The organism is Butyrivibrio sp. AE3006 (assembly GCF_000424165.1).
GTDB lineage: Bacteria > Bacillota > Clostridia > Lachnospirales > Lachnospiraceae > Butyrivibrio.
Map to the genome: position 1 here is coordinate 18,331 of NZ_AUJJ01000020.1, position 21,868 is coordinate 40,198.

Consider the following 21,868-nt stretch of genomic DNA (forward strand, 5'->3'; position numbering starts at 1 on the left):
GGTTTCTGATGAAGTTACTTTTAGCTGAAGATGAGATAGAACTGTCAAACGCGCTGGTTGCCATTTTAAAGCATTCAAGCTATACGGTTGATGCGGTTTACGACGGACAGGATGCTCTTGATTACATACTTAGCAGTGAATATGACGGAATCATTTTGGATATCATGATGCCCGGAATGATGGGCACAGAGGTCCTTAAGAAAATAAGGGAAAAGGGCATATCCACTCCTGTTCTTTTCCTTACAGCAAAATCAGAGATAGAGGACAGAATAACCGGTCTTGATCTTGGGGCTGATGATTACCTCACAAAGCCCTTTGATATGGGAGAGCTCCTTGCAAGAATAAGAGCCATGACCAGAAGGAAAGCAGACTATGCTCCAAATAATCTGTCCTGCGGAAACCTTGAGCTTAACAGATCAACCTACGAACTTAAAACAGAGGGACATGATGCAATAAGGCTTGTTGGAAGGGAGTTCCAGATGCTTGAGATGCTTATGGAGAATCCCGGAAGAGTCATATCTGTTGATGCTTTTATGGACAGAATCTGGTCCGATGGCGAAGCAGATGTAAATGTAGTATGGGTATATATTTCAAACCTCAGGAAAAAGCTTACGCAGCTTGAAGCAACCTGTGAGATTAAGGCTTCAAGAGGCGTTGGATATTCAATGGTAGTAAAGGGTTAAGATATATGGTAAAAAAGCTCCGTCGCAAATTTGTACTAACGGCAATGCTGTCGCTGTTTTTGATATTGGTAGCAATTATCGGCGTAATAAATTTCCTAAATTACAGAGAGGTTCAGTCAGGCGCTGATGATGCCCTTAATATCCTTGCGGAAAATGAAGGCTTTTTCCCTGAGATGAAAATGGAATTTGGGAAAAAGGACAAGGACAATGGCGCACCGCCTATGAAGCCTGAAGATATGGATGGGCTCTTTTTTGGCGGAAAAGCAGCCTATAACAGAACTATAGAGATGCCATTCCAGACAAGATATTTCTGGGTAAAGCTTGATAGTGACGGCTTGGTTTTAAATACAGATGTAGGGCATATAGCCGCTGTATCAAAGTCAGAAGCCGAGGAAATAGCGACGCAGGTTTTTAACAGTGGTAACAAGGAACGAGGTTATTACGACTGGCATTACAGATATATTTTGAAGGAGAACGAGGACGGATCAACACTTATAATTTTCCTCGATTGCAGCAGTGGTTTTTACGGTGCAAACAGACTTCTTTTAATGACTCTTGGGATTGCAGGTGTCAGCCTTATAGGCATGTTTATTCTGGTTTATCTCTTTTCCGGAAAAGCGGTGGCTCCTGTTGTTGAGTCCCTTGAAAAACAAAAGCGCTTTATTACCGATGCCGGTCATGAGTTAAAAACTCCTCTTGCAGTTGTGTCCGCCAATGTGGATGTAATCGAGCTTGAATCAGGGAAAACCGAATGGACCCAAAGCATCCGCGGCCAGATTAAGAGAATGAATGGTCTTGTAAAAAATATGCTGACTCTTTCCAGAATGGAAGAAGAGAATATCCATGTGGTATTTTCAGATTTGGATATGAGCTATGCGGTAAAGGATGCAGCCCAGTCTTTTATGCCTGTTGCTGAATCGAGAAATCTTAAGTACAACATGGATATCGCAGAGAATATTCATATCTCGGGCGATAAAAATGCTATAAACCAGCTCTCATCCCTGCTTATCGACAATGCCATGAAGTATGCTTCAGAAAAGGGCGTTGTGAACATTTGCTTAGAGCTTGACAGTAAAGGCAAAAAAGCCATTTTTGAAGTGTCCAATACCTGTGACAGTATTCCTGAAGGTAATCTGGACAGACTCTTTGACAGATTTTACCGGGCTGATTCCTCAAGAAGCAGAAACACAGGCGGCTACGGCATAGGCCTTTCTGTTGCGAGGGCTATAGCCAATTCCCATGGCGGCTCCATAGAGGCCAAAAGGGACGGGGATCACATGATCAGATTCATTGTCGTTATTCCAGTGGCAAAGCAGCAGGCAAACTGATAGAATAGTTTTGAATTCCTGAATTTCCAAGGAGATTCAGGAATTTATAATTTGCAGATATATGAAAAGGAATAACATGAAAAAAAGATTATTTATTGTCATTACGATTTTAACGTTAGCTATGCTGTCAGCCTGCGGAATGTCCAAGGATAATCAGGCTCTTGCCGAGGCTAAGAGAGAAGAACTGCGAAGCGCAAGAAAGGCTGCTGAGGAGCTTTATTCACAGCTTACGGTTGATACCTTCAGTGATGCGCTTTATAACTTTGAGCAAAAGGAAGAGGAATACGAAGCCCTTGAATTTAAAAAGGTGAAGAACAAGGACACAGAAGGTGTTCTTATGGGAATGGATAGTCTTATCTACGACTATCAGTACCTTTGTGGGGAGATGGAAAAAGAGCTTAAGGTTGAGCAGGACTTAAGCGAGGATCTTGCAAAGTATCATGACGTGCTTTGCTATATCGAGAATAAGTCAGGGTCAGAGCTTAGCAGCATGATAGTTAAGGATTCTGCAGGCGGTGACTCAGGGAATCTTCTTTTTGACGGAATGACACTTCCCTCCGGAAGGATAATCGCCGGTATCACCATCACATTATATGAAGGAAACACATATACACTTGTGACTACAGATACTCTTGGCAACGAGAATACCTACGAGCTTTCTTTTGAAAAAGAAATGGCTGATATGGAAGAAAACGGTATTTCCATAATAATAAATGCCCCGGAGAACGGGGCACTTGTAAGTGATTATATTTACAGTGAATGATTTAAATACTGAAGCGAAGAAGGTCAAGGATGAGACCTGTAAAGGTTCCAATAAGATAAAGGATACCTGTTATCTGCAGGTTTCTTACCTTTCCTTCATTTACTCTGTACAGGATCAGCAGACCAACGCCTGCACCTACCAGAAGACCTGACATCATGGTTCCGAAGGTGATCATGCTGTTAAGGTACAAAGTGGTGATAATGATAGATGCTGCGCAGTTGGGAATAAGTCCTATTATTCCTGCAAGGATGTGGCTCACTACGGCATTTCCGTTAAGGAAGGCTGAAATAGTATCTTCGCCTATAAGCTCTATCAGTGTATTCAGTACAAAGGTGAAGATCAGCACATATATAAAGATGTGCAGTGTATGTATAAATGCGGATTTAAGGATATTGCCGTTCCCCTCGTGGGAGTGCTCGTGAGGAGTATGGGTTTCCTTTGCGATTTTAGCTTTACTGATTTTTGACTGATCAGCGGAGCCTTCATCATTACGGCCTCTGTGAGCTGAAATCTTGGGGCTGTCCTCTTCGCAGTGACAATGCTCTCTTTTACATAATTCTTCAATTCTTACAGGGTCGTTCTCGGCTCTTTTTTTATACCTTCTGTAGCTCCTTAAGATAAAGTCCACAAGGAAACCATAGAAAATACCAAGAGCAGCTTTGATGGCGATTATTTTTACCATTCTGTCAGCAGCTATTTCATTTGATGATATGAAAAGCGGAAGCATCTCATCTGAGGTTGACAGATAGATTGCAATCAGGGTTCCCAGGGTGATTACGCGGCCCGCATAAAGGTTTGATGCGGCAGCAGAGAACCCGCACTGTGGAAATGCTCCTATGATTCCGCCAAAGAGCGGTCCGAATTTTCCGGCCTTTTGAACTATCTGCTGAGTTTTATCTCCTGTCCTGTGCTCTAAGTACTCCATGATCAGGTAGGTAATAAATAAAAAAGGAAGCAGTTTAAAGCCGTCTATTAGCGTATCCAAAACTACATCTTTTATGAGTTCCATTTCTTCTCCATTCAAATTATCTTATTTTGCAAAATATTATCATATTCATTTAAGCACACTTAATGATATATATGCAAATTTGTGTTATAATCATTTGGATTATGCGCAGATAATGATATTTATAGAGTTATTAAGGAGTACATATAATATGTCAGAACAGTCTTTATTACAGGTTAGAAATCTTTCTGCATCAGTAGAAGATCTGCCTATTTTGCACGACATAAATCTTGAGATTAAGCCCGGAGAAACCCATGTTTTAATGGGACCTAACGGTGCGGGAAAATCTACACTTGGTTACACACTTATGGGTAACCCTCACTATAAAATTACTGAGGGCTCGATCATTTTTGATGGTCAGGACCTTACAAATGAGGCTGCCGATAAGAGAGCCAAGGCAGGAATGTTTTTATCATTCCAGAATCCTCTTGAGGTTCCCGGTATATCACTTGGAAGCTTCATAAGGAATGCTTATCATGAGCAGACAGGTAAGCCCGTTAAGCTTCTTCAGTACAAGAAGCAGCTTGCAGAGGCTATGGACCTTCTTACCATGGATTCAGAGTACGCTGACCGTGATCTGAACGTTGGTTTTTCAGGCGGTGAGAAGAAAAAGGCTGAGATCCTTCAGCTCCTCATGCTTAAGCCCAAGCTTGCAATCCTCGATGAGACAGATTCAGGTCTTGACGTTGATGCCGTAAGAACAGTATCAAAGGGCATCCAGGAATATCAGAAGCAGAAGGATGGAGCACTTCTTATCATCACTCACTCCACCAAGATATTAGAGTCACTTCACGTAGACTACACACACGTACTTGTTAAGGGTCGCATCATTACTACAGGAGATGGCAGACTTGTTGATGAGATCAATGAGAACGGTTTCGAGAAGTATGTAAGATGTGAAGGCTGCAGTGGCTGCGACACTATTTGATAATTAGTTAAGGATAAAAAGATGGCAGAAAATAATAAGACGGTCGTTGATATTGACCGCAGTGTCTATGACATAAAGGATGTGGAGAACGAGCAGGACTTCTACCGCATGGAGGATGGTTTTACCGAGGATATCGTAAGGAAAATCTCCGAGGAAAAGCATGATCCCGAGTGGATGAGACAGTTCAGACTTGATTCTCTTAAGATATATAACGAGCTTGAGATGCCTGACTGGGGCCCGGAGACAGACGGCCTTGATATGAATCTCATTTCTTCCTATGTTCGCTCAAAATCAGATATGAAGGGCAAGTGGGAGGATGTTCCGGAGGATATCAAGAATACTTTTGAGAGACTGGGTATCCCTGAAGCAGAGCGTGAATCCCTTGCAGGTGTAGGCGCTCAGTATGACTCAGAGCTTGTTTACCACAACGTTAAGGATGAAGTTGCAAATCAGGGCGTTATCTACACAGATATGGAAAGCGCTCTTACAGGCGAATATGCGGATATGGTTCATGAGTATTTTATGAAGCTTGTTCCGCCCACTGACCACAAGTATGCAGCTCTTCACGGAGCAGTATGGTCAGGTGGTTCATTTGTATATGTGCCCAAGGGAGTAAAGGTTGACATTCCTCTGCAGTCATATTTCAGACTTAATGCTGCAGGTGCAGGACAGTTCGAGCACACACTTATCATCGTTGATGAAGGCGCTGACCTTCACTTCATTGAGGGCTGCTCAGCTCCCAAGTACAACGTAGCTAACCTTCATGCAGGCTGCGTTGAGCTTTTTGTTAAAAAGAATGCGAGACTTCGCTATTCAACAATAGAGAACTGGTCAAAGAACATGTATAACCTGAATACTAAACGTGCACTTGTAGAAGAGGGTGCCAGAATGGAATGGGTTTCCGGTTCTTTTGGCTCACATACATCTTATCTGTATCCCATGACTATCCTTAAGGGTGACCACTCCACAATGGAGTACACAGGTATCACTTTTGCAGGAAAAGGTCAGAACCTTGATACAGGAGCCAAGGTAGTTCATCAGGGTAAATACACTTCTTCGGTTATTTCGACAAAGTCTATTTCAAAGTCAGGCGGAATCGGAACCTACAGAAGTTCAGTTATCATTAATAAAGAGGCAAAGCATGCCAAGACTTCTGTTTCCTGCGATTCACTTATGCTGGATTCCATATCCCGTGCGGATACAATCCCCGGAATGGATATCAGAACCGATGATGCTGATGTAGGACACGAAGCAAAGATCGGACGTATCAGTGACGAAGCGGTATTCTATCTGATGTCCAGAGGTCTTTCCGAGGAGGATGCAAGAGCCATGATCGTCAGCGGCTTTGCTAATCCTGTTTCCAAGGAGCTTCCTCTTGAATATGCGGTTGAGATGAATAACCTTATTAAGCTTGAGATGTCAGGAGGCTGATTGTAGCTTCTTGCAAACATTTAGGTTACAAAAGGACAAAAACATGGATTTAAAGATGAAAGTAAATCACTTGCCTGCCCTGACTTACAGATTTCTTAAGTCAAACAGCAGCGAGATTGATGTTAATGATTTATATATTGAGAATACAAAGACGCCTGAGCCGGATATGATTCCGATAGCAGTAACCGTTAAAAGTGATGCTGCAAAGAGCGATGTTCAGGATGCCTTTGCAGAGGTTAATGACAAGATCAAGGCAAAGCAGACTGAGCTCCCGGGACCTAACGGCGATACAGCACCTTTTAATGCAGGTCAGATCGTTCGTACAGGTATGGGCGTGGAAGTCGATAACCTTATGGACGAGATGAACGTACCTGTTATGATCATCACTGCAGATGAAGGTTATAAGGTTGAAGAGCCTGTTCACATTAAGTATTCACTTAAGGACGGCGAATGCGTACTTGGAAGTCAGGTTATCTGTGCAAAGAAGGGTTCAGAAATAACAGTTATCATGGAGTATGAATCCGAAGCAGATGCCAAGGGCTTTCTTGGAATAAGCACCAGACTTCTTGCAGAAGAAGGCGCAAAGATCAACCTTGTTAAGGTACAGATGCTCAGCGAAGGCTTTGTTCATTTTGATGATATAGGCGGCGTATGTGATGACAAGGCAGATATCGAGACCATCACAATGCAGCTTGGCGCAGGTAAGACCTGGGGTGGTACAAGAGTAACACTTCTTGGAAGAAAGAGCATTTTCAATAACCACACAGGTTACCTTTGCAGACATACACAGGAATATGACATGAACTATGTTGCAGATCAGTACGGACAAAAGACTGAGTCCAACATGGTATTTAGAGGAGTACTTCTTGATAATGCGGTTAAGACGTTCAGAGGAACTCTTGATTTTAAGACAGGAAGTGCCGGATCTGTCGGCGATGAGCAGGAGGATACACTGCTTCTTAGCCCTGATGTTGTAAACAGGACTATGCCGGTAATCCTTTGCGGAGAGGAAGATGTGGATGGTCGCCACGGTGCATCTATCGGTCAGCTTGGAGATGACACTCTTTTCTATATGGAGAGCAGAGGAATCGATGAGGATGCTGCCAAAAAGCTTATGATCCGTGCCCGCATGGAATCTATAGCCCGCATGATACCGGATGAAGCGCTGATTGTTCGCATCCAGCAATACATCAGAACGATACTGTAATTTATTTACTATAATTTTGCCTTCATGATTTAGGACGAGGGGTGTCTAAAGAGCGGAAGAAGGCTGGAAAGAGTGACTACATGACACCTGAGGATTTCAGAAAAGATTTCCCCATACTTGGAAAAGGGGACTACATTTATTTTGATAATGCTGCCACATCTCAGAGACCCACTGCGGTTGTGGATGCTATAAAGGATTTTTATGAAAATTCCAATGCAAATCCCTTAAGAGGTCTCTACGACTGGAGCGTTGACGCCACAGAGAGATATGAGCATGCAAGACAGGTGGTTGCTGACTTTATTGGAGCAGCATCTGCTGAGGAGATCATATTTACCAGAAATACCACAGAATCCATGAATCTTGTGGCTTACAGTTATGGCCTTTCTAATGTAAATGAAGGCGATGAAGTGGTTATCACTGTGATGGAACATCATAGCAATATTCTTCCCTGGCAGATGGTTTGCCGTGAGAAAAAGGCAAAGCTCATCTATCTTGAGCCCGATGAAGAGGGTGTGATCACAGAGGCTGAATATAAGAGCAAGATCACCGATAAAGCAAAAATCGTGTCCATCGGACATGTTTCAAATGTATTTGGAATAACCAATCCCGTTAAGGAAATTGCAGCATACGCTCATGAAAAGGGCGCAACCGTTGTTATGGACGGTGCTCAGGCAGCTCCCCATATTCCTGTGAATGTACAGGAGCTTGATGCTGATTTTTATGCATTATCAGGACATAAGCTCATGGCTCCCATGGGAATCGGCGTACTGTATGGCAAAAAGGCCATTCTTGAGAATATGAAGCCATTCCTTACAGGCGGCGAGATGATCGAATATGTTACAAGAGAGGATGCCACTTATGCAGAACTTCCTCATAAGTTCGAGGCAGGAACCGTTAATGCTGCAGGAGCTGTTGGCTTAGAAGCAGCAATTAAGTATCTTCAGAATGTTGGCTTTGATTTTATAAGCGAGCAGGAAGAAAAGCTCACCATCCGCATGATGGAAGGCATGAAAAAGCTTCCTTATATCAAGATCTACGGATCATCAGATCCCAAAAAGCACAGCGGAATCGTTACATTTACAATGGATGGAGTTCATCCTCATGATATTTCTTCAGTTTTAAATGACGATCATGTATGCGTAAGAGCAGGCCATCACTGTGCTCAGCCCCTTATGCAGTTCATAGGTGCAGGATCAACAGCAAGAGCCAGTGTATATTTCTATAATACAGAGGAAGAGGTAGACAGATTCTTAGAGCACCTTTCCAAGGTCCGCGCTGTTATGGGATATGAGGACTGAGCGTTGTTTTAAGAAAGATAATTAAAATACTGCCTTCTCCATAAAAAGGGGGCGTACGATGTCCGGGGGACGTCGGTTCTGCGCGGACCGAAGCGGAACGGAGAAGGTGGCACGAAGTGCCGAATAAGGGTTTTAGAAAGGCAATATAATGGATTTAAAGGGTTTATACAGAGAAATAGTTAACGAGCACAATTTAAGACCTGTGCACAAGGGAGAGATGGAGAATCCCGATCTGGTGCTGAGAGGCGTTAATCCCAGCTGCGGCGATGATATTACATTACAGCTTAAAGTGGTAGACGGCGTAATCGATGATGCCATGTTTAGCGGCTCAGGCTGCGCTATCTCACAGGCTTCAGTAGATATGATGGCAGATCAGATCATTGGCAGATCCAAAGAGGATGCCATTAAGCTTGCAGGAACCTTTATGGGAATGATTAAGGGCGAGATTAAAGACGAGGAGCAGCTTGAAGAGCTCGATGAGGCAGCAGCCCTTCAGGATATTTCACACATGCCTGCAAGAGTAAAGTGCGCGGTACTTGGATGGAAGACTATGCAGGAGATGCTGGAGCATCCTGAAAAAGCAGGAAATGTAAGCACAGAAGGCGAATGAAACCCGGAGCTGTGGCCATTAAGACCTGGGGAACAGATATCGGGAAATGTCAGATAATTATTTATATTATCAGATGTTGCGGAAACTATTGCCGCAACTCGCTAAATTATGTGATTAATAGCGAAGTAATGAGAAGATTAAGTCATTTTTTTACTTTTGCTGTTAATATAAAATTATTTTCGTGAGGGGAGAACACGAAAAAGGAGAAGAAGGGGAAATGAAAAGAGTTTTAGGTTTAGTAATGGCTGCTGTACTTACAGTGTCATCACTTGGAGGGTTCGGAGGCCTTAAGGTTAAGGCAGCCGAGACAAATGTTTCGAGAGAAACAGCACTTGAAATCGGCAATGATGATTTTAAAACAGGTTCACTTACAAAGGAAGAGTCAAAGGTTGGCCGCTGGTATAAGTTCACAAACTATTCTAATCAGTGTTCTTATGCTGAAGTAACAATGTCACACACAGATGGAGACGTCTGGCCTAATTTTGCATTCTATTATAAGAACGGTAAGGCTACAGGTCATTCAGGTTACTTTACAGGCGACGGTGAGACAGTAGTTATCGGCATGGAAGCTCATGAAACAATTTATCTTCACATCCACAGCGATGGTTGGAGAAGTGGTTTTTCAACATACGTAAAGATCACTCCTGAAGAGCCTAATGATCTTAAAACTGCAAAGAAGACTTACAAGTCAGGAAAGAACATTTACGGAACAATCGAGCACGATAAGGATGTAGACGTTTTCAAGATTAAGCCCAAGAAGACAGGCACAATGACCATCAAGATCACAAACAACGACCTTGGAAATGACTTATCACACCTCAAGTACACTGTATTCAACAAGTCCAAGAGAGCTAAGGCAAACGGCAGTATCGACTACGGTAAAACAAAGAAGATAAAGCTTAAGGTCAAGAAGAACCAGCCTATCTACATCAAGCTTGAGGGTTATTTCTTCTGTGCTCGCAGAGAAAACGGAACCTATGTAATAGGAACAAAGATTAAATAATTAGAATGTTTTATGGCTCCCGGAATCATAATGATTCCGGGAGTATTTATTTTTTGAGTGCATTTTTAATTTTACGCGTGTAATTTTTTATTCTGCTGCATATATATTTAAGTAACAAGAAAAATTATATGTACGCTTAAAAAAATATTTCTTATGAGCGTGGCAAGGAGGGGAATAATGCCAAAGCAGGAAGTAGTTGAGATCGAAAATAGAGATTATGAAATCAGACACTTAAACGGTGCGTATAATAAACTGTTTGGATTTCCAAAAGCGAATTATAATCTGGGTCAGCTTTCTGATCTGATGGAAGTGCGACTTGATAATCAGAATCAGAAAAACGCAGTCAGTGCATTTATGAATTCTATATCAAATTCTGAAGCAGGAAGTGTAACTCTGAAAGCAATAATATTGTTTGCTCAATTTATAAAAGGCGATGTTGATACAAGAACCCTTATGAGTGGCCTTTCCGGCTTGAGTCGAGAGAGCATCAAACAGAAGACAAGAAAAAGGATCCCACAAAGAAGCTGGTTAACTCAGATGACAAGAGAAAGCTTAAGCTCACAGCAGTCTTCACCGGAAAGACTGAATATGGTGCATATTTGAAGGAAAATAGTAAGAAGATTGTGTTATAAGGGTTATTAATACAACTACAAAGACGATTACTTATTACCAAAGATATAATTTAATGTAAAAAATGTAGATAGACAGCAGCTATTCATGAAGTGAAGATAGCTGCTGTTTTATTTATCGTATTTTAATAAATGAAAATTTGATATGATAGTATAATTGTAATGGGCACTAATCAGCAGATTAGAGAGGTAATCTAATGCGAAAACAGATATATGAAATAATTGAAGTTGCAGAAGATGATAATAAACTTAGTAAGATTTACGATGTATTCATGCTACTTACAATTATCATCAGTATTATCCCATTAGGTTTTAAGGGCACTAATAGCGCTTTTATAATTATTGATAAAGTTACAGTAACGATATTTATTATTGATTATGCCCTGCGATGGATAACCGCAGATTATAAGCTTGAAAACAAAACGCTACCATTTATAAGATATCCGTTCACAATATGGGCAATTATTGATCTTTTATCTATTCTACCTTCATTAACTGTATTAAAAAGTGGATTCAAACTATTCAGATTATTTAGGATGGTAAGAACCTTCAGAATATTTAAAGTGTTCAAAGCTTTTCGATACTCTAAAAATCTGATTATCATTATAGACGTATTAAAAGGCTCGAGGAATGCATTACTTGCAGTTTGTTCTCTTGCGGTAGGTTATGTTTTGGTTGCTGCACTTGTAATCTTCAATGTGGAACCTGATAGCTTTGATACATTATTTGATGCTATTTATTGGGCAACCGTTTCACTTACTACTGTTGGATATGGAGACATATATCCTGTTACTGTGACAGGACGCGTTGTAACTATGCTGTCTTCTGTATTTGGTATTGCTATAGTTGCTTTGCCTGCAGGAATTATTACTGCCGGATATATGAAAGCAGTAGATAAAGATAACTCGTGATTGTAGGTTTACATGGGTAAAAAGGTTTTTATTTGTGTTTATACATTGTTATGGTAATTAACTTTAAAACAAAAGGTCTATTTCAATAGTTGTTAGGAGTTATAATATGCCATTAATTGCATGTCCAGATTGTGGTAAAAAAATATCCAGTAGAGCAACGCAGTGTCCTTACTGCGGATGTCCAGCAGCGTATTTTGATGAATCATCGTCTAGTGAGAATGATGAGCGTCATGAAGAATGCTTAAAAAACATACAGGATACTTTAATAAAAGACAACAGTCAGGATGATAAGAACGATTTTGGTAAAAAGATTCAGACTCAAAGTATAAAGGAAAAAGAACCTAGTGTTGCTGAATCAACTGAGGGAAATAAGTTGGGGATGGGATGGTACTATATTCTTATAGCTTTTGGTTTCCCCTATTCAATCATTCAGTTGGTTTTAGCGATTATCACAAATAAGGAATGGCTTAATGCTGGAATTATTGCATCAGATGTTCTATTGATTTTATATATGTGTATTGCATGGTATGGTCTTGCGACATTCAAGAAAAATAGTCCATATTTGTTGTATGGCGCCCATGGAATCAATATCATCCTCAGCATAATTCTACTAATTATTATATATGTATATAAAGCAGACAATTTAGTTAATAATACAACTTATCTATCAGGGATAATGTCTTCCGCAGTTATTTTGCTTATAAGCATAGTATACTATGGAAATCGTCGGCACATGTTTATTAATACGACGCAATATATGCTTCCTTTTGCGATTTTTATTGGGGTATCAACGATTGTTTCATTTTTGGCTGGTATTTTTATCATTCCGTTTTTTGAAGGCGTTTCGCGACAAATAGAATATTATGAGTCTACTAATAAAAGTAGTGTCGAGGGTATAAAACCGGATAGTAGTGATGATCTAGGAAAAAATAGTAATGATAGTATTGTGATTGAATACGTTCCTATGACGTATTCTGGAAACACATATATCAGCAACGCTCTTGGAATAAAATATGAAACAACAGATGATATGCCGTTTGAGAGTGTTAAAGAACTTGATTATTTATCGCAAGATGTTTCTGGTGATGAATTCTATGAGAAACTTAAACAAGACATAGAGAGTAGTAAGACAAGAACAGAGATGCATTGTGAATCAATTAATAATCTAGATATGGTCTCGTCTAGTGTCACATATGTTGGATTTCTTGATTTAAACGGAGATGATTCCTTCGATGAATTCTATGAAACTATGAGAAATACGCTTATTGGAGATGAATCACTTTTTGGGGAAGTTTCTGAAGAAATAGAAGAGGTTAATCCTGATATTGATAAGTTAGAAAACTATGAACTAATAAGGGAATATGATGATGTTTTTTGTGGATATAAATCTAAACATATAGAGTTTACGGTGAAGCATATTGATCTAGAACAACCATTGTATTTAGATTTATGTGTATTTTTAGCGAATGATTACATGGGGCAAGTGCTATTCAGAGGATATGGGAGAAGCGTATACAGACAGTATATAACGAGATTTTCAAATTTAGATGATTCTATGACTAATATAGATGAGATTACTTCAAACGAATATAGCAGCTTTGAATATATTATCATCACTACGACAGGAAAATTTCATTCTGTTGATTGTCAAAACGCATTGGATGCAAATGAACAATATAAGGAGTATTCTAGCAAGAGCTATTTTGAATTGATTGATGAGGGTTATACTCCGCATGAGTGTATTTCAATTTTATTTGGAAATAGTAAAGGTATGATATTCCATAAACAAGGGTGTAAAAATGCTGCTGGGTTGGCTGATAAGTACAAAGTATATGGGCTGTCTAGACAACAATTTATAGATGCTGGATATGAACCATGTAAGTATTGTAATCCTTAATAAAAACAGAACTGTTAGGGGTGTTCTATGCTTTTTTTCGTATTTCTTGTGGGTTGCTTCATTTGCATAGCTATTATCGGAGATAATAAATCTGGTAATAAATTATTGCAATCTTATACATGGATTAAATATGTACCAACAGTTACATTAGTTTTAGGAGTGTTATTTCTAGGAGAAAGCATAATATTTTCTGTTCCACAAGGAGAAAACTTTACTAAATTAGTAAAAGTATCGGATTGCTATTCTGGCGAAGAATACTATTGGAATTTAAAAATTGATGTAACTAAAGATGCAATAGAAAGTAATGATTCATACATAGAATATGATGTCTATACTGTTAACGGATACATATCTCCCCAAACAGGGCAATTGGTAAAAGTTGAGTCTTATTCTTATGAATCTTTTGAAGATGATTGCGAGTTTTTTGAATATATTGAATCCGAAGATGGTGAAACTTATGAGCTGAAATATGAAACAGCAGTAAAGAAAACAGATGTAGATGTCACACTTGATAACAAACTAAAAGCAATAAGCCCTTTAAATATTATTATCTATTTATTGCTATTAGTAGGTGCTTTAGTCGCAGAAATAATTGTAATAAAAAAATATCTATTCTCTCAGGAGTCTTCATCATGAAGGCTCCTTTTTATATCGACAAGAATATCATTTATTCAGTATTATGATCTGAATATTTCATTTCATAGTGCGACTCATACTTATCATAATAATGCTCATTACAGCTGACATTGTAGCTTATTTTTTCGTCGATCTTAGATTCTCCAATCGGCAGCAGGTGTCGATATTACGCATATAATTAACTATATATCGAACCGCTGGTCGAACTGTATCTCGCAACAAAAATAGAAAAAAGCGCCTGATGTGGTCTCAGACGCTTTTGAATAGTATAAGGTATACCGCTGAATGTATACATAAGAATTAATAAGTACAAAAAAAGTACCGCCCCATGGGATATACCCACAAAACAGTACTCGGCGTGCGCCTCCAGGGGCTCGAACCCTGGACACCCTGATTAAGAGTCAGGTGCTCTACCAACTGAGCTAGAAGCGCATCTTTATTGGTTTTGTGTCGCTGTCTCAACGACAAGTGCTATCTTACTACGGTTTTTTTTATAATGCAAGCACTTTTTTTAAAATTTTTCAATTTTTTTTCTTTTTTTAGAATTATAAATACGAAAGCGCTAGAATTCAAGCGGGTTTCCGCTGATAAAAATTTTTCAAAAAAGTTTTCTTTTTTCATATAATACGGCATTTTTATGCCTGTGAGAATGGTTGACTTCCAATTTTTTCTATGATAAAAATATATCCGTTGTCGTTCAGACAACAAAATCCCCACTTTATTATTGGAAATTTTGAATTGGCTCGTATATGTGAGCTGCTAGTTTTTTTGCGCCTAGATGCGCGCGATGGAGGAATTTTTGTGTTAAGAAAAAATGATTTTTTGCTTCAGCTAAGATGTCGAAGCTATGATCTGGAAAAGTTGATAGAACAGAAAACAAAACTTTTGAAGAATGCCCCGGAAGGTAAACTTCGAATTATAAACAAAGGCAGTTTTTATCAATACTATTTTAGGCAGAGAGGAGAGAAGGAAGGTGGATATCTGAGAAAAGATAATATGGAAAAGATCTATGCGTATGCTCGAAATGACTATGACAGAGCAGTTATTGCAGCCGCGGTTAAAGAACAGAAGTTGATCGACACCTTTTTAGATAAGTATGAGGAGCCTTTCTTGAAGATTTATGATAAATATCCTGATGAAATCAAGAAGATTCTTAATCCAGCAGACATAACAGATGAGGAGTACGCAAGAAGATGGAAAACAAAACCCTACAAAGGAAAAGAGTTTGATGAAGCTGATCCTGTACATCTGACAGCAAACGGCCTTAGAGTCAGGTCCAAGTCAGAAGTAGTAATCATAGGAGTTCTTGAGAAGCTGGATATTCCATACAGATATGAGTGTCCGTTGAAACTTTCAAGCGGAGAGATTGTTCATCCGGATTTCACTTTGCTAAATAAAAAGACAAGAGAGGTTGTCTACTATGAGCACTTGGGAAAGATGGATGAGATTGGCTATGTTGCTTATAACTTAGGGCGCCTTAAGAAGATGGAGGATTCCGGTATCTATTTAGGAAAGAATTTAATAATTACATATGAGACAAAAGCTGATCCGCTAAATTCAGGAAAAGTGGAGAGGATGTTGATGTCTTTCATTGGGTGAGAATCTGTGGCTGCAGGCTTTAACGGAGGGAGTTATTGGGGAATAGCAGCAGAATAATATAGCTTGCGCAGAGGAAATCTGGAAAGAGGTCGAAATAGAGGCGTGAAACAGGGCGAGACCAGAGAAATGAAGCGATTCAAGCAGAGGAAATTGGGAAAGAGGCCGAAATAGAGGCGTAGAGCAAGGAGATACCAGAGAAATGAAGCAGCTCAAGCAGAGGAAATCGGGAAAAAGTCTGAAATAGAGGCGTGGAACAGGGCGAGACCAGAGAATTGAAGCAGCTCAAGCAGAGAAAATCTAGAAAATGGGCGAAATAGAGGCGTGAGACAAGGAGTGACTAGAGAGATTTGACTGTTCAAGCAGAGGAAATCGGGAAAAAGTCTGAAATAGAGGCGTGGAGCAAGAAGATGCCAGAGAAATGGAGCGATTCAAGCAGAGGAAATCGGGAAAAAGTCTGAAATAGAGGCGTGAAGCAGGGTGAGACCAGAGAATTGAAGCAGCTCAAGCAGAGAAAATCGGGAAAAAGGCTGAAATAGAGGCGTAGAGAGCAGAGAAGCCTCAAAACAAAAGAACCTCACGCAGAGAAAAACCAAAAGCCACCAAAATAGAGGCGTGAAGTCAAAAAAGAAACACCAGAGAGTGGCTTGGGCACTTCTGAGCCAGATAGCTACCATAGTGAACTCGAATAAAACCCAAAGCCCAGCCACAAACAAAAGCCTGCCCACAAACAAAAGCCTGCCCACAAATAAAGCCTGCCCACAAACAAAAGCCCGCCCACAAACAAAGCCTGCCCACCAGTAAAGCCCACTCGCTTACAACAAAATAGTCCCAAGATACCCCCACCCACCCATCACCCCTTCCATGCTTGACAACACAAGGGTTTAAGCCGTAACATTAAACAGACTATCGATAATAAGTGAAAGTATGTCCCGGGGCGAAGCCGGAAAACAGAGAATTAAGGCGCTTCGCAACTACAAAGGGACAATAATAAGCAAGGAGAAAATATCATGGCACAGGATGGAAAGAAGCTTGTATCCGAGATCACATCAATGGATGAGGATTTCACACAGTGGTACACAGACGTTGTCACAAAGGCAGGACTTATCAGCTACTCTAACATTAAGGGATTTATGGTTATTAAGCCCGCGGGATATGCTATATGGGAGCTTATTCAGAAGCACCTTGATGAGCGTTTTAAGAAGACAGGTGTAACAAACGCATATCTGCCAATGCTGATACCTGAGTCTCTTCTTCAGAAGGAGAAGGACCACGTTGAAGGCTTCGCACCTGAAGTTGCATGGGTAACACACGGCGGTACAGAGCCTCTTACAGAGAGATATTGTGTTCGTCCCACTTCAGAGACATTATTCTGTGATTACTATAAGGGAGAGATTCATTCTTATAAGGATCTTCCTCAGGTACTTAACCAGTGGTGTAGCGTTGTTCGTTGGGAGAAGGAGACAAGACCTTTTCTTAGATCAAGAGAATTCCTCTGGCAGGAAGGACACACAGCACACGCTACATTTGAAGAAGCAGAAGAGCGTACACAGCAGATGCTTAATGTATACGCTGATTTCCTTGCTGAGGATATGGCTATTCCCGTTATCAAGGGACAGAAGACTGAGAAGGAGAAGTTCGCAGGTGCAGAGGCTACTTATACAGTAGAGGCTCTTATGCACGATGGAAGAGCTCTTCAGTCTGCAACAAGCCACAACTTCGGTGATGGCTTTGCAAAAGCCTTTGATATTCAGTATGCAGGAAAAGATAATAAGCTTCACCATGTATTCCAGACATCATGGGGCGCAACCACAAGACTTATCGGAGCTATGATCATGGTTCACGGTGACAATTCAGGTCTTGTGCTTCCTCCCAGAATTGCTCCTACTCAGGTTATGATCATTCCTATCCAGCAGAAGAAGGAAGGTGTACTTGAGGCAGCAGGCAAGATGCTTGAGGCACTTAAGGACTTTAGAGCTAAGCTTGATGATTCCGACAGAAGTCCCGGATACAAGTTCTCTGATCAGGAGATGCGTGGTATTCCGCTTCGTATCGAGATCGGACCTAAGGACATCGAAGCCGGCAAGTGCGTAATCGTAAGAAGAGATACAAGAGAAAAGATCGAGTGTGCTATTGATGAAGTAGCAGCTAAGGTTGGCGAGCTTCTCCCTCAGATCCAGAACGATATGTATGAGAGAGCTAAGAACCACCTCGATACACATACATTTGCAGCAACCAATAAAGAAGAGTTTGAGGAAGCCTTCAAGGATACAAAGGGCTTCGTAAAAGCTATGTGGTGCGGCGACAGAGCATGTGAAGACAAGATTAAGGAAGACTATTCCGTAACCAGCAGATGTATTCCTTTCGAGCAGGAGAATCTGTCAGGCACATGTGTATGCTGCGGAAAACCTGCTACAAAGATGGTTTATTGGGGCAGAGCATATTAATACAAATAAAGCCCAAAGTATTATAAAAGTAGATAGAGGCTTCGCTATGGGAGCGAGGCATTAGATTGGAAAAAGCTAAGAGAGATTTGAATAAGGAAAATATAAAAATCAGCATACCGCCGGCGGCAAGAGAGATATTAGACAGACTCCACAGCGCAGGTTTTGAAGCCTACGTTGTGGGAGGCTGTGTAAGAGACAGCATTCTAGGGAGAGTACCCGGGGACTTTGATATTACTACCAGCGCTAAGCCCCAGGAAGTAAAGGACCTTTTTGACAGGACCATCGATACAGGTATTGAGCATGGTACCGTTACCGTCATGATCGGCAAAGAGGGCTTTGAAGTCACCACCTACAGAATAGATGGCGAGTATGAAGATAGCAGACATCCCAAGGAAGTCATTTTCACTGCAAGTCTCATTGAGGACCTTAAAAGGCGTGATTTCACCATAAATGCCATGGCATACAGTGATGAAGACGGCCTTATAGATGAATTTGACGGACTTTCGGATATTGAAAACAAAATAATCCGCTGCGTTGGAAATCCCAGGGAACGCTTTACAGAGGATGCTCTTCGAATGATGAGAGCAGTAAGATTTGCTGCGCAGCTTGGCTATGATATTGAAGATGAGACAAGGGAAGCCATAAAAGAGCTTTCACCCACCCTTTCAAAGATAAGCGCAGAGAGAGTTCAGGTGGAGCTTGTAAAGCTCATTACCTCCGATAACCCTGGCAGGATAAGAGATCTCTATGAAACAGGTATTACAGCGGTGATCATGCCAGAGTTTGACAGGTGCATGGACACTCCGCAGGACAATATCCACCACGCCTATACTGTGGGTGAGCATATCATCAAAACCGTGGAAGCTGTTCGAGCAGACAGATACTTAAGACTTACAATGCTTTTCCACGACATAGAAAAGCCCTCCTGCAGAACCACTGATGAAGAGGGCGTTGATCACTTCTATGGTCATGCTGAGAAAGGCGCTGCCACAGCGGTAGCTATTTTAAGACGCCTTAAGTTCGACAAGGATACCATGAACATGGTTGAAAAACTGATCAAGTATCATGATTACAGATATCCTGCCGAAAAAAAGAATGTAAGAAAAATGGCAAGCAAGGTGGGAAGAGATATATTCCCTCTTCTCTTAGAAGTCAGAGATGCAGATACTGCCGCTCAAAGCGACTATTTAAGGGATGCGAAAAACGAGTGGACAGACGAAGTCAGAAGGCTGTTTGCAGAAATATTAAAAGATGATGAGTGCCTTGCAATATCCGATCTTGCCGTAAACGGTAAGGATCTTATGGATGCAGGCATTAAGCCCGGAAAAGAGATGGGCCTCATATTAAAAGCGATGCTTGCGGATGTTTTGGAAGAGCCTTCTCATAACAACGCAGAGTATCTTATGAAAAAAGACAATCTTGATAAGATATTGAAAAGTATTTCTGAAAATACTTAAAGACACTTATCGGATAACACAGCGGAAAGGGGCGCATAATGTGGCGCCTGTTTTCTGAAAAGCGGGGGAAAACAGATGAAAAGGATAGTGCGTTTGTTATTATCTATAATAATAGCGGCATCGATTTTTTCTGTGCAATCTTACGCGGTATTTGCGCAGTCGCAGACGGGGGATAGCCAGGTAAGGATTTCACTTCTTGGCAAATATGATTCTGCGGATACGGCATCTATAAAGCAGATAAATACTGTTTCCAAGACAATTCAATTCAGAAATCATGACATTGGGAAAAATTACACCCTTAAATACGACAACACCTCGCAGATAACCAACATCCACGGCGAGCCTATTTCTGCGGCTCTTTTGGAAGTGGGACAGGTTGTTGATATAACCTTTCTTAAGGGATCAAAGCATCTTAATTCCCTGACTGTGTCCAAAAAGGCATGGCTTGAGGAAAATGTCACAGACTTTAGCCTTGTAAGCGATGATGAGACAGCCAAGATAAATGGTACGGTTTTCCATATCACCAGAAAGACCCTCATCATATCTGACGGACAGGCGGTTAATCCCGAGGATATCTTAGCAACAGACACTTTAAGAGTAAGCGGAATAGACAAAGAGCTTTACAGCATAGTTGTTACAAGAGGACATGGCTATGTGAGCCTGTCTTCAGATAAGGTAAATAACAGAACCCTTGTGGGCGCATGGATAGAGCTTGATAAAGAGGTCATTAGGAAAATCACACCAAATATGCTTATAAGTGCCCCTGAGGGTAGCTATAACGTAAGCATAGCGGGCAACGGCACCAAGTTTTCATCAGAGATTGTCGTTAACAGAAATGAAGAGACAGTTATTGATACCAGCGTCGTTGAAATAGAGAAAATTCAGGAAGGCAACGTGACCTTCGTAGTTACTCCCAAGCAGGCAAGAGTCTTTGTGGACGGAGATGAGGTGGTTACAGAAGTTCCTCACAGCTTCACCTATGGAAAACACAAGGTCCACGTAATGGCTGATGAATATAAGTCTCAAGATCACTACCTTAAGGTTGGTGAGCCTGATGCCACAATTTTTATCGACCTTGAAAAAGCGGAATCTGAAAAGGACGACAGTAAGAGCACTTCTGAGGAAAGCAGTACCGAGGATGACAGCTCTGACAGCTCATCTGATTTAAGCGAGGACGCAGGAAGTTATTCCGCGTCTGATTACAGCAGCTATAATAGCAACGATAAGAGTACAAGCAGTGCTTCATCGAAGTCTTCTTCCAAGAACAGCTCTTCCAAGAAGTCTTCGACCACTTCTTCAAGCTCATCATCTGCTTCAGCTTCAGTGGACTCAGAGGCAGCTTCCACAGTAATTTCCGTTGAAGAAGATGATGATTCATCTTCAAGTTCCACAAGCTCTGACTCATCAGCTGCTTCAACTACAAGTGACAGCTCATCCACAAGCTCATCAAAGGATGACTCCGGAAGTGGAGATACATCAACTGATGAAGAGGATAAAAATATCGTAAGCGGATACAAGGTAATGTTTGATGTGCCTGTTGGGGCAGAGGCATACCTTGACGGTAATTATCTTGGAATTATGCCTGTGACCTTTGCAAAAACAGCAGGCCAGCACATGGTAACACTTCAGAAGGATGGCTATGAGACCAAGAGCTATACCATTCAGATAGACAAAGAAAAGACCAATGTAACATATTCATTCCCGGATCTTGTGCCTGTTAAGAAGGATGATAGCGGAAGCTCATCTACAGATGACAGCTCAGGTGAAGGCGATACCAGTGATAGCGGCGATTCAGGCTCGGGCAAAACCGATGTTACACCTGAGGATGGCACCAATCCCGGAGGAGAGGGATCTGAGAATCCTCCGGAAGAGCAGGATCCATCACAGACTCCAACAGATCAGGACCCTACAGGAACTGAGGATCCCGGGGAAGGTGGAGTTAAAGATGATGATAAACAGCCCACTGAAGAGACACCGGAGGGCGGACTGTCTCCGGAACCTGCTACCACCACAAAAACAGAAGAAGGAAATGACTGAC

Annotated in this window: 18 protein-coding genes and 1 tRNA gene; 17 read left to right on the top strand and 2 right to left on the bottom strand. The window is 41.1% G+C overall.

Annotation, left to right across the window (positions count from 1 at the left end):
- The first annotated feature begins 8 nt into the window (after positions 1–8).
- From G603_RS0110995 to G603_RS0111005, 3 genes are all read left to right on the top strand, one after another.
- Positions 9–683 carry a response regulator transcription factor gene (locus G603_RS0110995; RefSeq protein WP_026524536.1) on the top strand — a complete coding sequence of 225 codons (675 nt, stop codon included), beginning with the start codon at positions 9–11 and terminating at the stop codon, positions 681–683.
- Between the two features lie 5 nt (positions 684–688).
- Positions 689–2,011, top strand: a complete 1,323-nt coding sequence (locus G603_RS0111000; RefSeq protein WP_026670256.1) for a sensor histidine kinase — start codon at positions 689–691, stop codon at positions 2,009–2,011.
- Between the two features lie 76 nt (positions 2,012–2,087).
- Positions 2,088–2,774 (top strand): hypothetical protein, encoded by a 687-nt coding sequence (locus G603_RS0111005; RefSeq protein ID WP_155830995.1) that lies wholly within the window; start codon positions 2,088–2,090, stop codon positions 2,772–2,774.
- A gap of 1 nt (position 2,775) precedes the next feature.
- On the opposite strand, the gene G603_RS0111010 is transcribed toward G603_RS0111005, so the two are convergent.
- The gene (locus G603_RS0111010; RefSeq protein ID WP_026670257.1) at positions 2,776–3,783 is read right to left on the bottom strand and encodes a putative manganese transporter; all 1,008 of its coding nucleotides are present in this window, start codon (positions 3,781–3,783) and stop codon (positions 2,776–2,778) included.
- 148 nt (positions 3,784–3,931) lie between these two features.
- Between G603_RS0111010 and sufC the strand changes: the two genes are divergently transcribed.
- The 10 genes from sufC (at position 3,932) to G603_RS0111060 (ending at position 14,330) form a co-directional block, all read left to right on the top strand.
- Positions 3,932–4,708, top strand: a complete 777-nt coding sequence (gene sufC / locus G603_RS0111015) for a Fe-S cluster assembly ATPase SufC (protein ID WP_026670258.1) — start codon at positions 3,932–3,934, stop codon at positions 4,706–4,708.
- A gap of 21 nt (positions 4,709–4,729) precedes the next feature.
- The gene (sufB, locus tag G603_RS0111020; RefSeq protein ID WP_026670259.1) at positions 4,730–6,139 is read left to right on the top strand and encodes a Fe-S cluster assembly protein SufB; all 1,410 of its coding nucleotides are present in this window, start codon (positions 4,730–4,732) and stop codon (positions 6,137–6,139) included.
- A gap of 43 nt (positions 6,140–6,182) precedes the next feature.
- Positions 6,183–7,346, top strand: a complete 1,164-nt coding sequence (locus G603_RS20095) for a SufB/SufD family protein (protein WP_051207759.1) — start codon at positions 6,183–6,185, stop codon at positions 7,344–7,346.
- A gap of 80 nt (positions 7,347–7,426) precedes the next feature.
- Positions 7,427–8,644 carry a SufS family cysteine desulfurase gene (locus G603_RS0111030; protein WP_026670260.1) on the top strand — a complete coding sequence of 406 codons (1,218 nt, stop codon included), beginning with the start codon at positions 7,427–7,429 and terminating at the stop codon, positions 8,642–8,644.
- A 148-nt stretch (positions 8,645–8,792) separates the two neighbouring features.
- Positions 8,793–9,254 (top strand): Fe-S cluster assembly sulfur transfer protein SufU, encoded by a 462-nt coding sequence (gene sufU, locus G603_RS0111035; protein ID WP_026524543.1) that lies wholly within the window; start codon positions 8,793–8,795, stop codon positions 9,252–9,254.
- 217 nt (positions 9,255–9,471) lie between these two features.
- Positions 9,472–10,257: a hypothetical protein gene (locus G603_RS0111040; RefSeq protein WP_026670261.1), complete on the top strand. Its 786-nt coding sequence runs from the start codon at positions 9,472–9,474 to the stop codon at positions 10,255–10,257.
- Between the two features lie 177 nt (positions 10,258–10,434).
- A complete protein-coding gene (locus G603_RS0111045; protein WP_026670262.1) occupies positions 10,435–10,860 on the top strand; it encodes a hypothetical protein in 426 nt (141 codons plus the stop codon).
- Positions 10,861–11,083: 223 nt separating this feature from the next.
- The gene (locus G603_RS0111050) at positions 11,084–11,797 is read left to right on the top strand and encodes an ion transporter (RefSeq protein WP_026670263.1); all 714 of its coding nucleotides are present in this window, start codon (positions 11,084–11,086) and stop codon (positions 11,795–11,797) included.
- A gap of 106 nt (positions 11,798–11,903) precedes the next feature.
- Complete coding sequence (locus tag G603_RS0111055; RefSeq protein ID WP_026670264.1) at positions 11,904–13,694, top strand: zinc ribbon domain-containing protein; 1,791 nt, start codon at positions 11,904–11,906, stop codon at positions 13,692–13,694.
- A gap of 27 nt (positions 13,695–13,721) precedes the next feature.
- Positions 13,722–14,330: a hypothetical protein gene (locus G603_RS0111060; protein WP_026670265.1), complete on the top strand. Its 609-nt coding sequence runs from the start codon at positions 13,722–13,724 to the stop codon at positions 14,328–14,330.
- A gap of 359 nt (positions 14,331–14,689) precedes the next feature.
- On the opposite strand, the gene G603_RS0111065 is transcribed toward G603_RS0111060, so the two are convergent.
- Positions 14,690–14,762, bottom strand: a tRNA-Lys gene (locus G603_RS0111065).
- A gap of 369 nt (positions 14,763–15,131) precedes the next feature.
- Between G603_RS0111065 and G603_RS0111075 the strand changes: the two genes are divergently transcribed.
- From G603_RS0111075 to G603_RS0111090, 4 genes are all read left to right on the top strand, one after another.
- Positions 15,132–15,929, top strand: a complete 798-nt coding sequence (locus G603_RS0111075; RefSeq protein WP_051207760.1) for a hypothetical protein — start codon at positions 15,132–15,134, stop codon at positions 15,927–15,929.
- A gap of 1,007 nt (positions 15,930–16,936) precedes the next feature.
- On the top strand, positions 16,937–18,373 hold the full coding sequence (gene proS, locus G603_RS0111080) for a proline--tRNA ligase (protein WP_026670268.1): 1,437 nt from the start codon (positions 16,937–16,939) through the stop codon (positions 18,371–18,373).
- A 101-nt stretch (positions 18,374–18,474) separates the two neighbouring features.
- Positions 18,475–19,830, top strand: a complete 1,356-nt coding sequence (locus tag G603_RS20100) for a CCA tRNA nucleotidyltransferase (RefSeq protein ID WP_035792949.1) — start codon at positions 18,475–18,477, stop codon at positions 19,828–19,830.
- A 75-nt stretch (positions 19,831–19,905) separates the two neighbouring features.
- Entirely contained in the window at positions 19,906–21,867 is a 1,962-nt protein-coding gene (locus G603_RS0111090) for a PEGA domain-containing protein (RefSeq protein WP_026670269.1), read from the top strand.
- Position 21,868: the final 1 nt, after the last annotated feature.

Coding starts and splice junctions, on each gene's coding strand:
- G603_RS0110995 (WP_026524536.1), top strand. CDS start 9: ATGAAGTTACTTTTAGCTGAAGATGAGATAGAACTGTCAAACGCGCTG.
- G603_RS0111000 (WP_026670256.1), top strand. CDS start 689: ATGGTAAAAAAGCTCCGTCGCAAATTTGTACTAACGGCAATGCTGTCG.
- G603_RS0111005 (WP_155830995.1), top strand. CDS start 2,088: ATGAAAAAAAGATTATTTATTGTCATTACGATTTTAACGTTAGCTATG.
- G603_RS0111010 (WP_026670257.1), bottom strand. CDS start 3,783: ATGGAACTCATAAAAGATGTAGTTTTGGATACGCTAATAGACGGCTTT.
- sufC (WP_026670258.1), top strand. CDS start 3,932: ATGTCAGAACAGTCTTTATTACAGGTTAGAAATCTTTCTGCATCAGTA.
- sufB (WP_026670259.1), top strand. CDS start 4,730: ATGGCAGAAAATAATAAGACGGTCGTTGATATTGACCGCAGTGTCTAT.
- G603_RS20095 (WP_051207759.1), top strand. CDS start 6,183: ATGGATTTAAAGATGAAAGTAAATCACTTGCCTGCCCTGACTTACAGA.
- G603_RS0111030 (WP_026670260.1), top strand. CDS start 7,427: ATGACACCTGAGGATTTCAGAAAAGATTTCCCCATACTTGGAAAAGGG.
- sufU (WP_026524543.1), top strand. CDS start 8,793: ATGGATTTAAAGGGTTTATACAGAGAAATAGTTAACGAGCACAATTTA.
- G603_RS0111040 (WP_026670261.1), top strand. CDS start 9,472: ATGAAAAGAGTTTTAGGTTTAGTAATGGCTGCTGTACTTACAGTGTCA.
- G603_RS0111045 (WP_026670262.1), top strand. CDS start 10,435: ATGCCAAAGCAGGAAGTAGTTGAGATCGAAAATAGAGATTATGAAATC.
- G603_RS0111050 (WP_026670263.1), top strand. CDS start 11,084: ATGCGAAAACAGATATATGAAATAATTGAAGTTGCAGAAGATGATAAT.
- G603_RS0111055 (WP_026670264.1), top strand. CDS start 11,904: ATGCCATTAATTGCATGTCCAGATTGTGGTAAAAAAATATCCAGTAGA.
- G603_RS0111060 (WP_026670265.1), top strand. CDS start 13,722: ATGCTTTTTTTCGTATTTCTTGTGGGTTGCTTCATTTGCATAGCTATT.
- proS (WP_026670268.1), top strand. CDS start 16,937: ATGGCACAGGATGGAAAGAAGCTTGTATCCGAGATCACATCAATGGAT.
- G603_RS0111090 (WP_026670269.1), top strand. CDS start 19,906: ATGAAAAGGATAGTGCGTTTGTTATTATCTATAATAATAGCGGCATCG.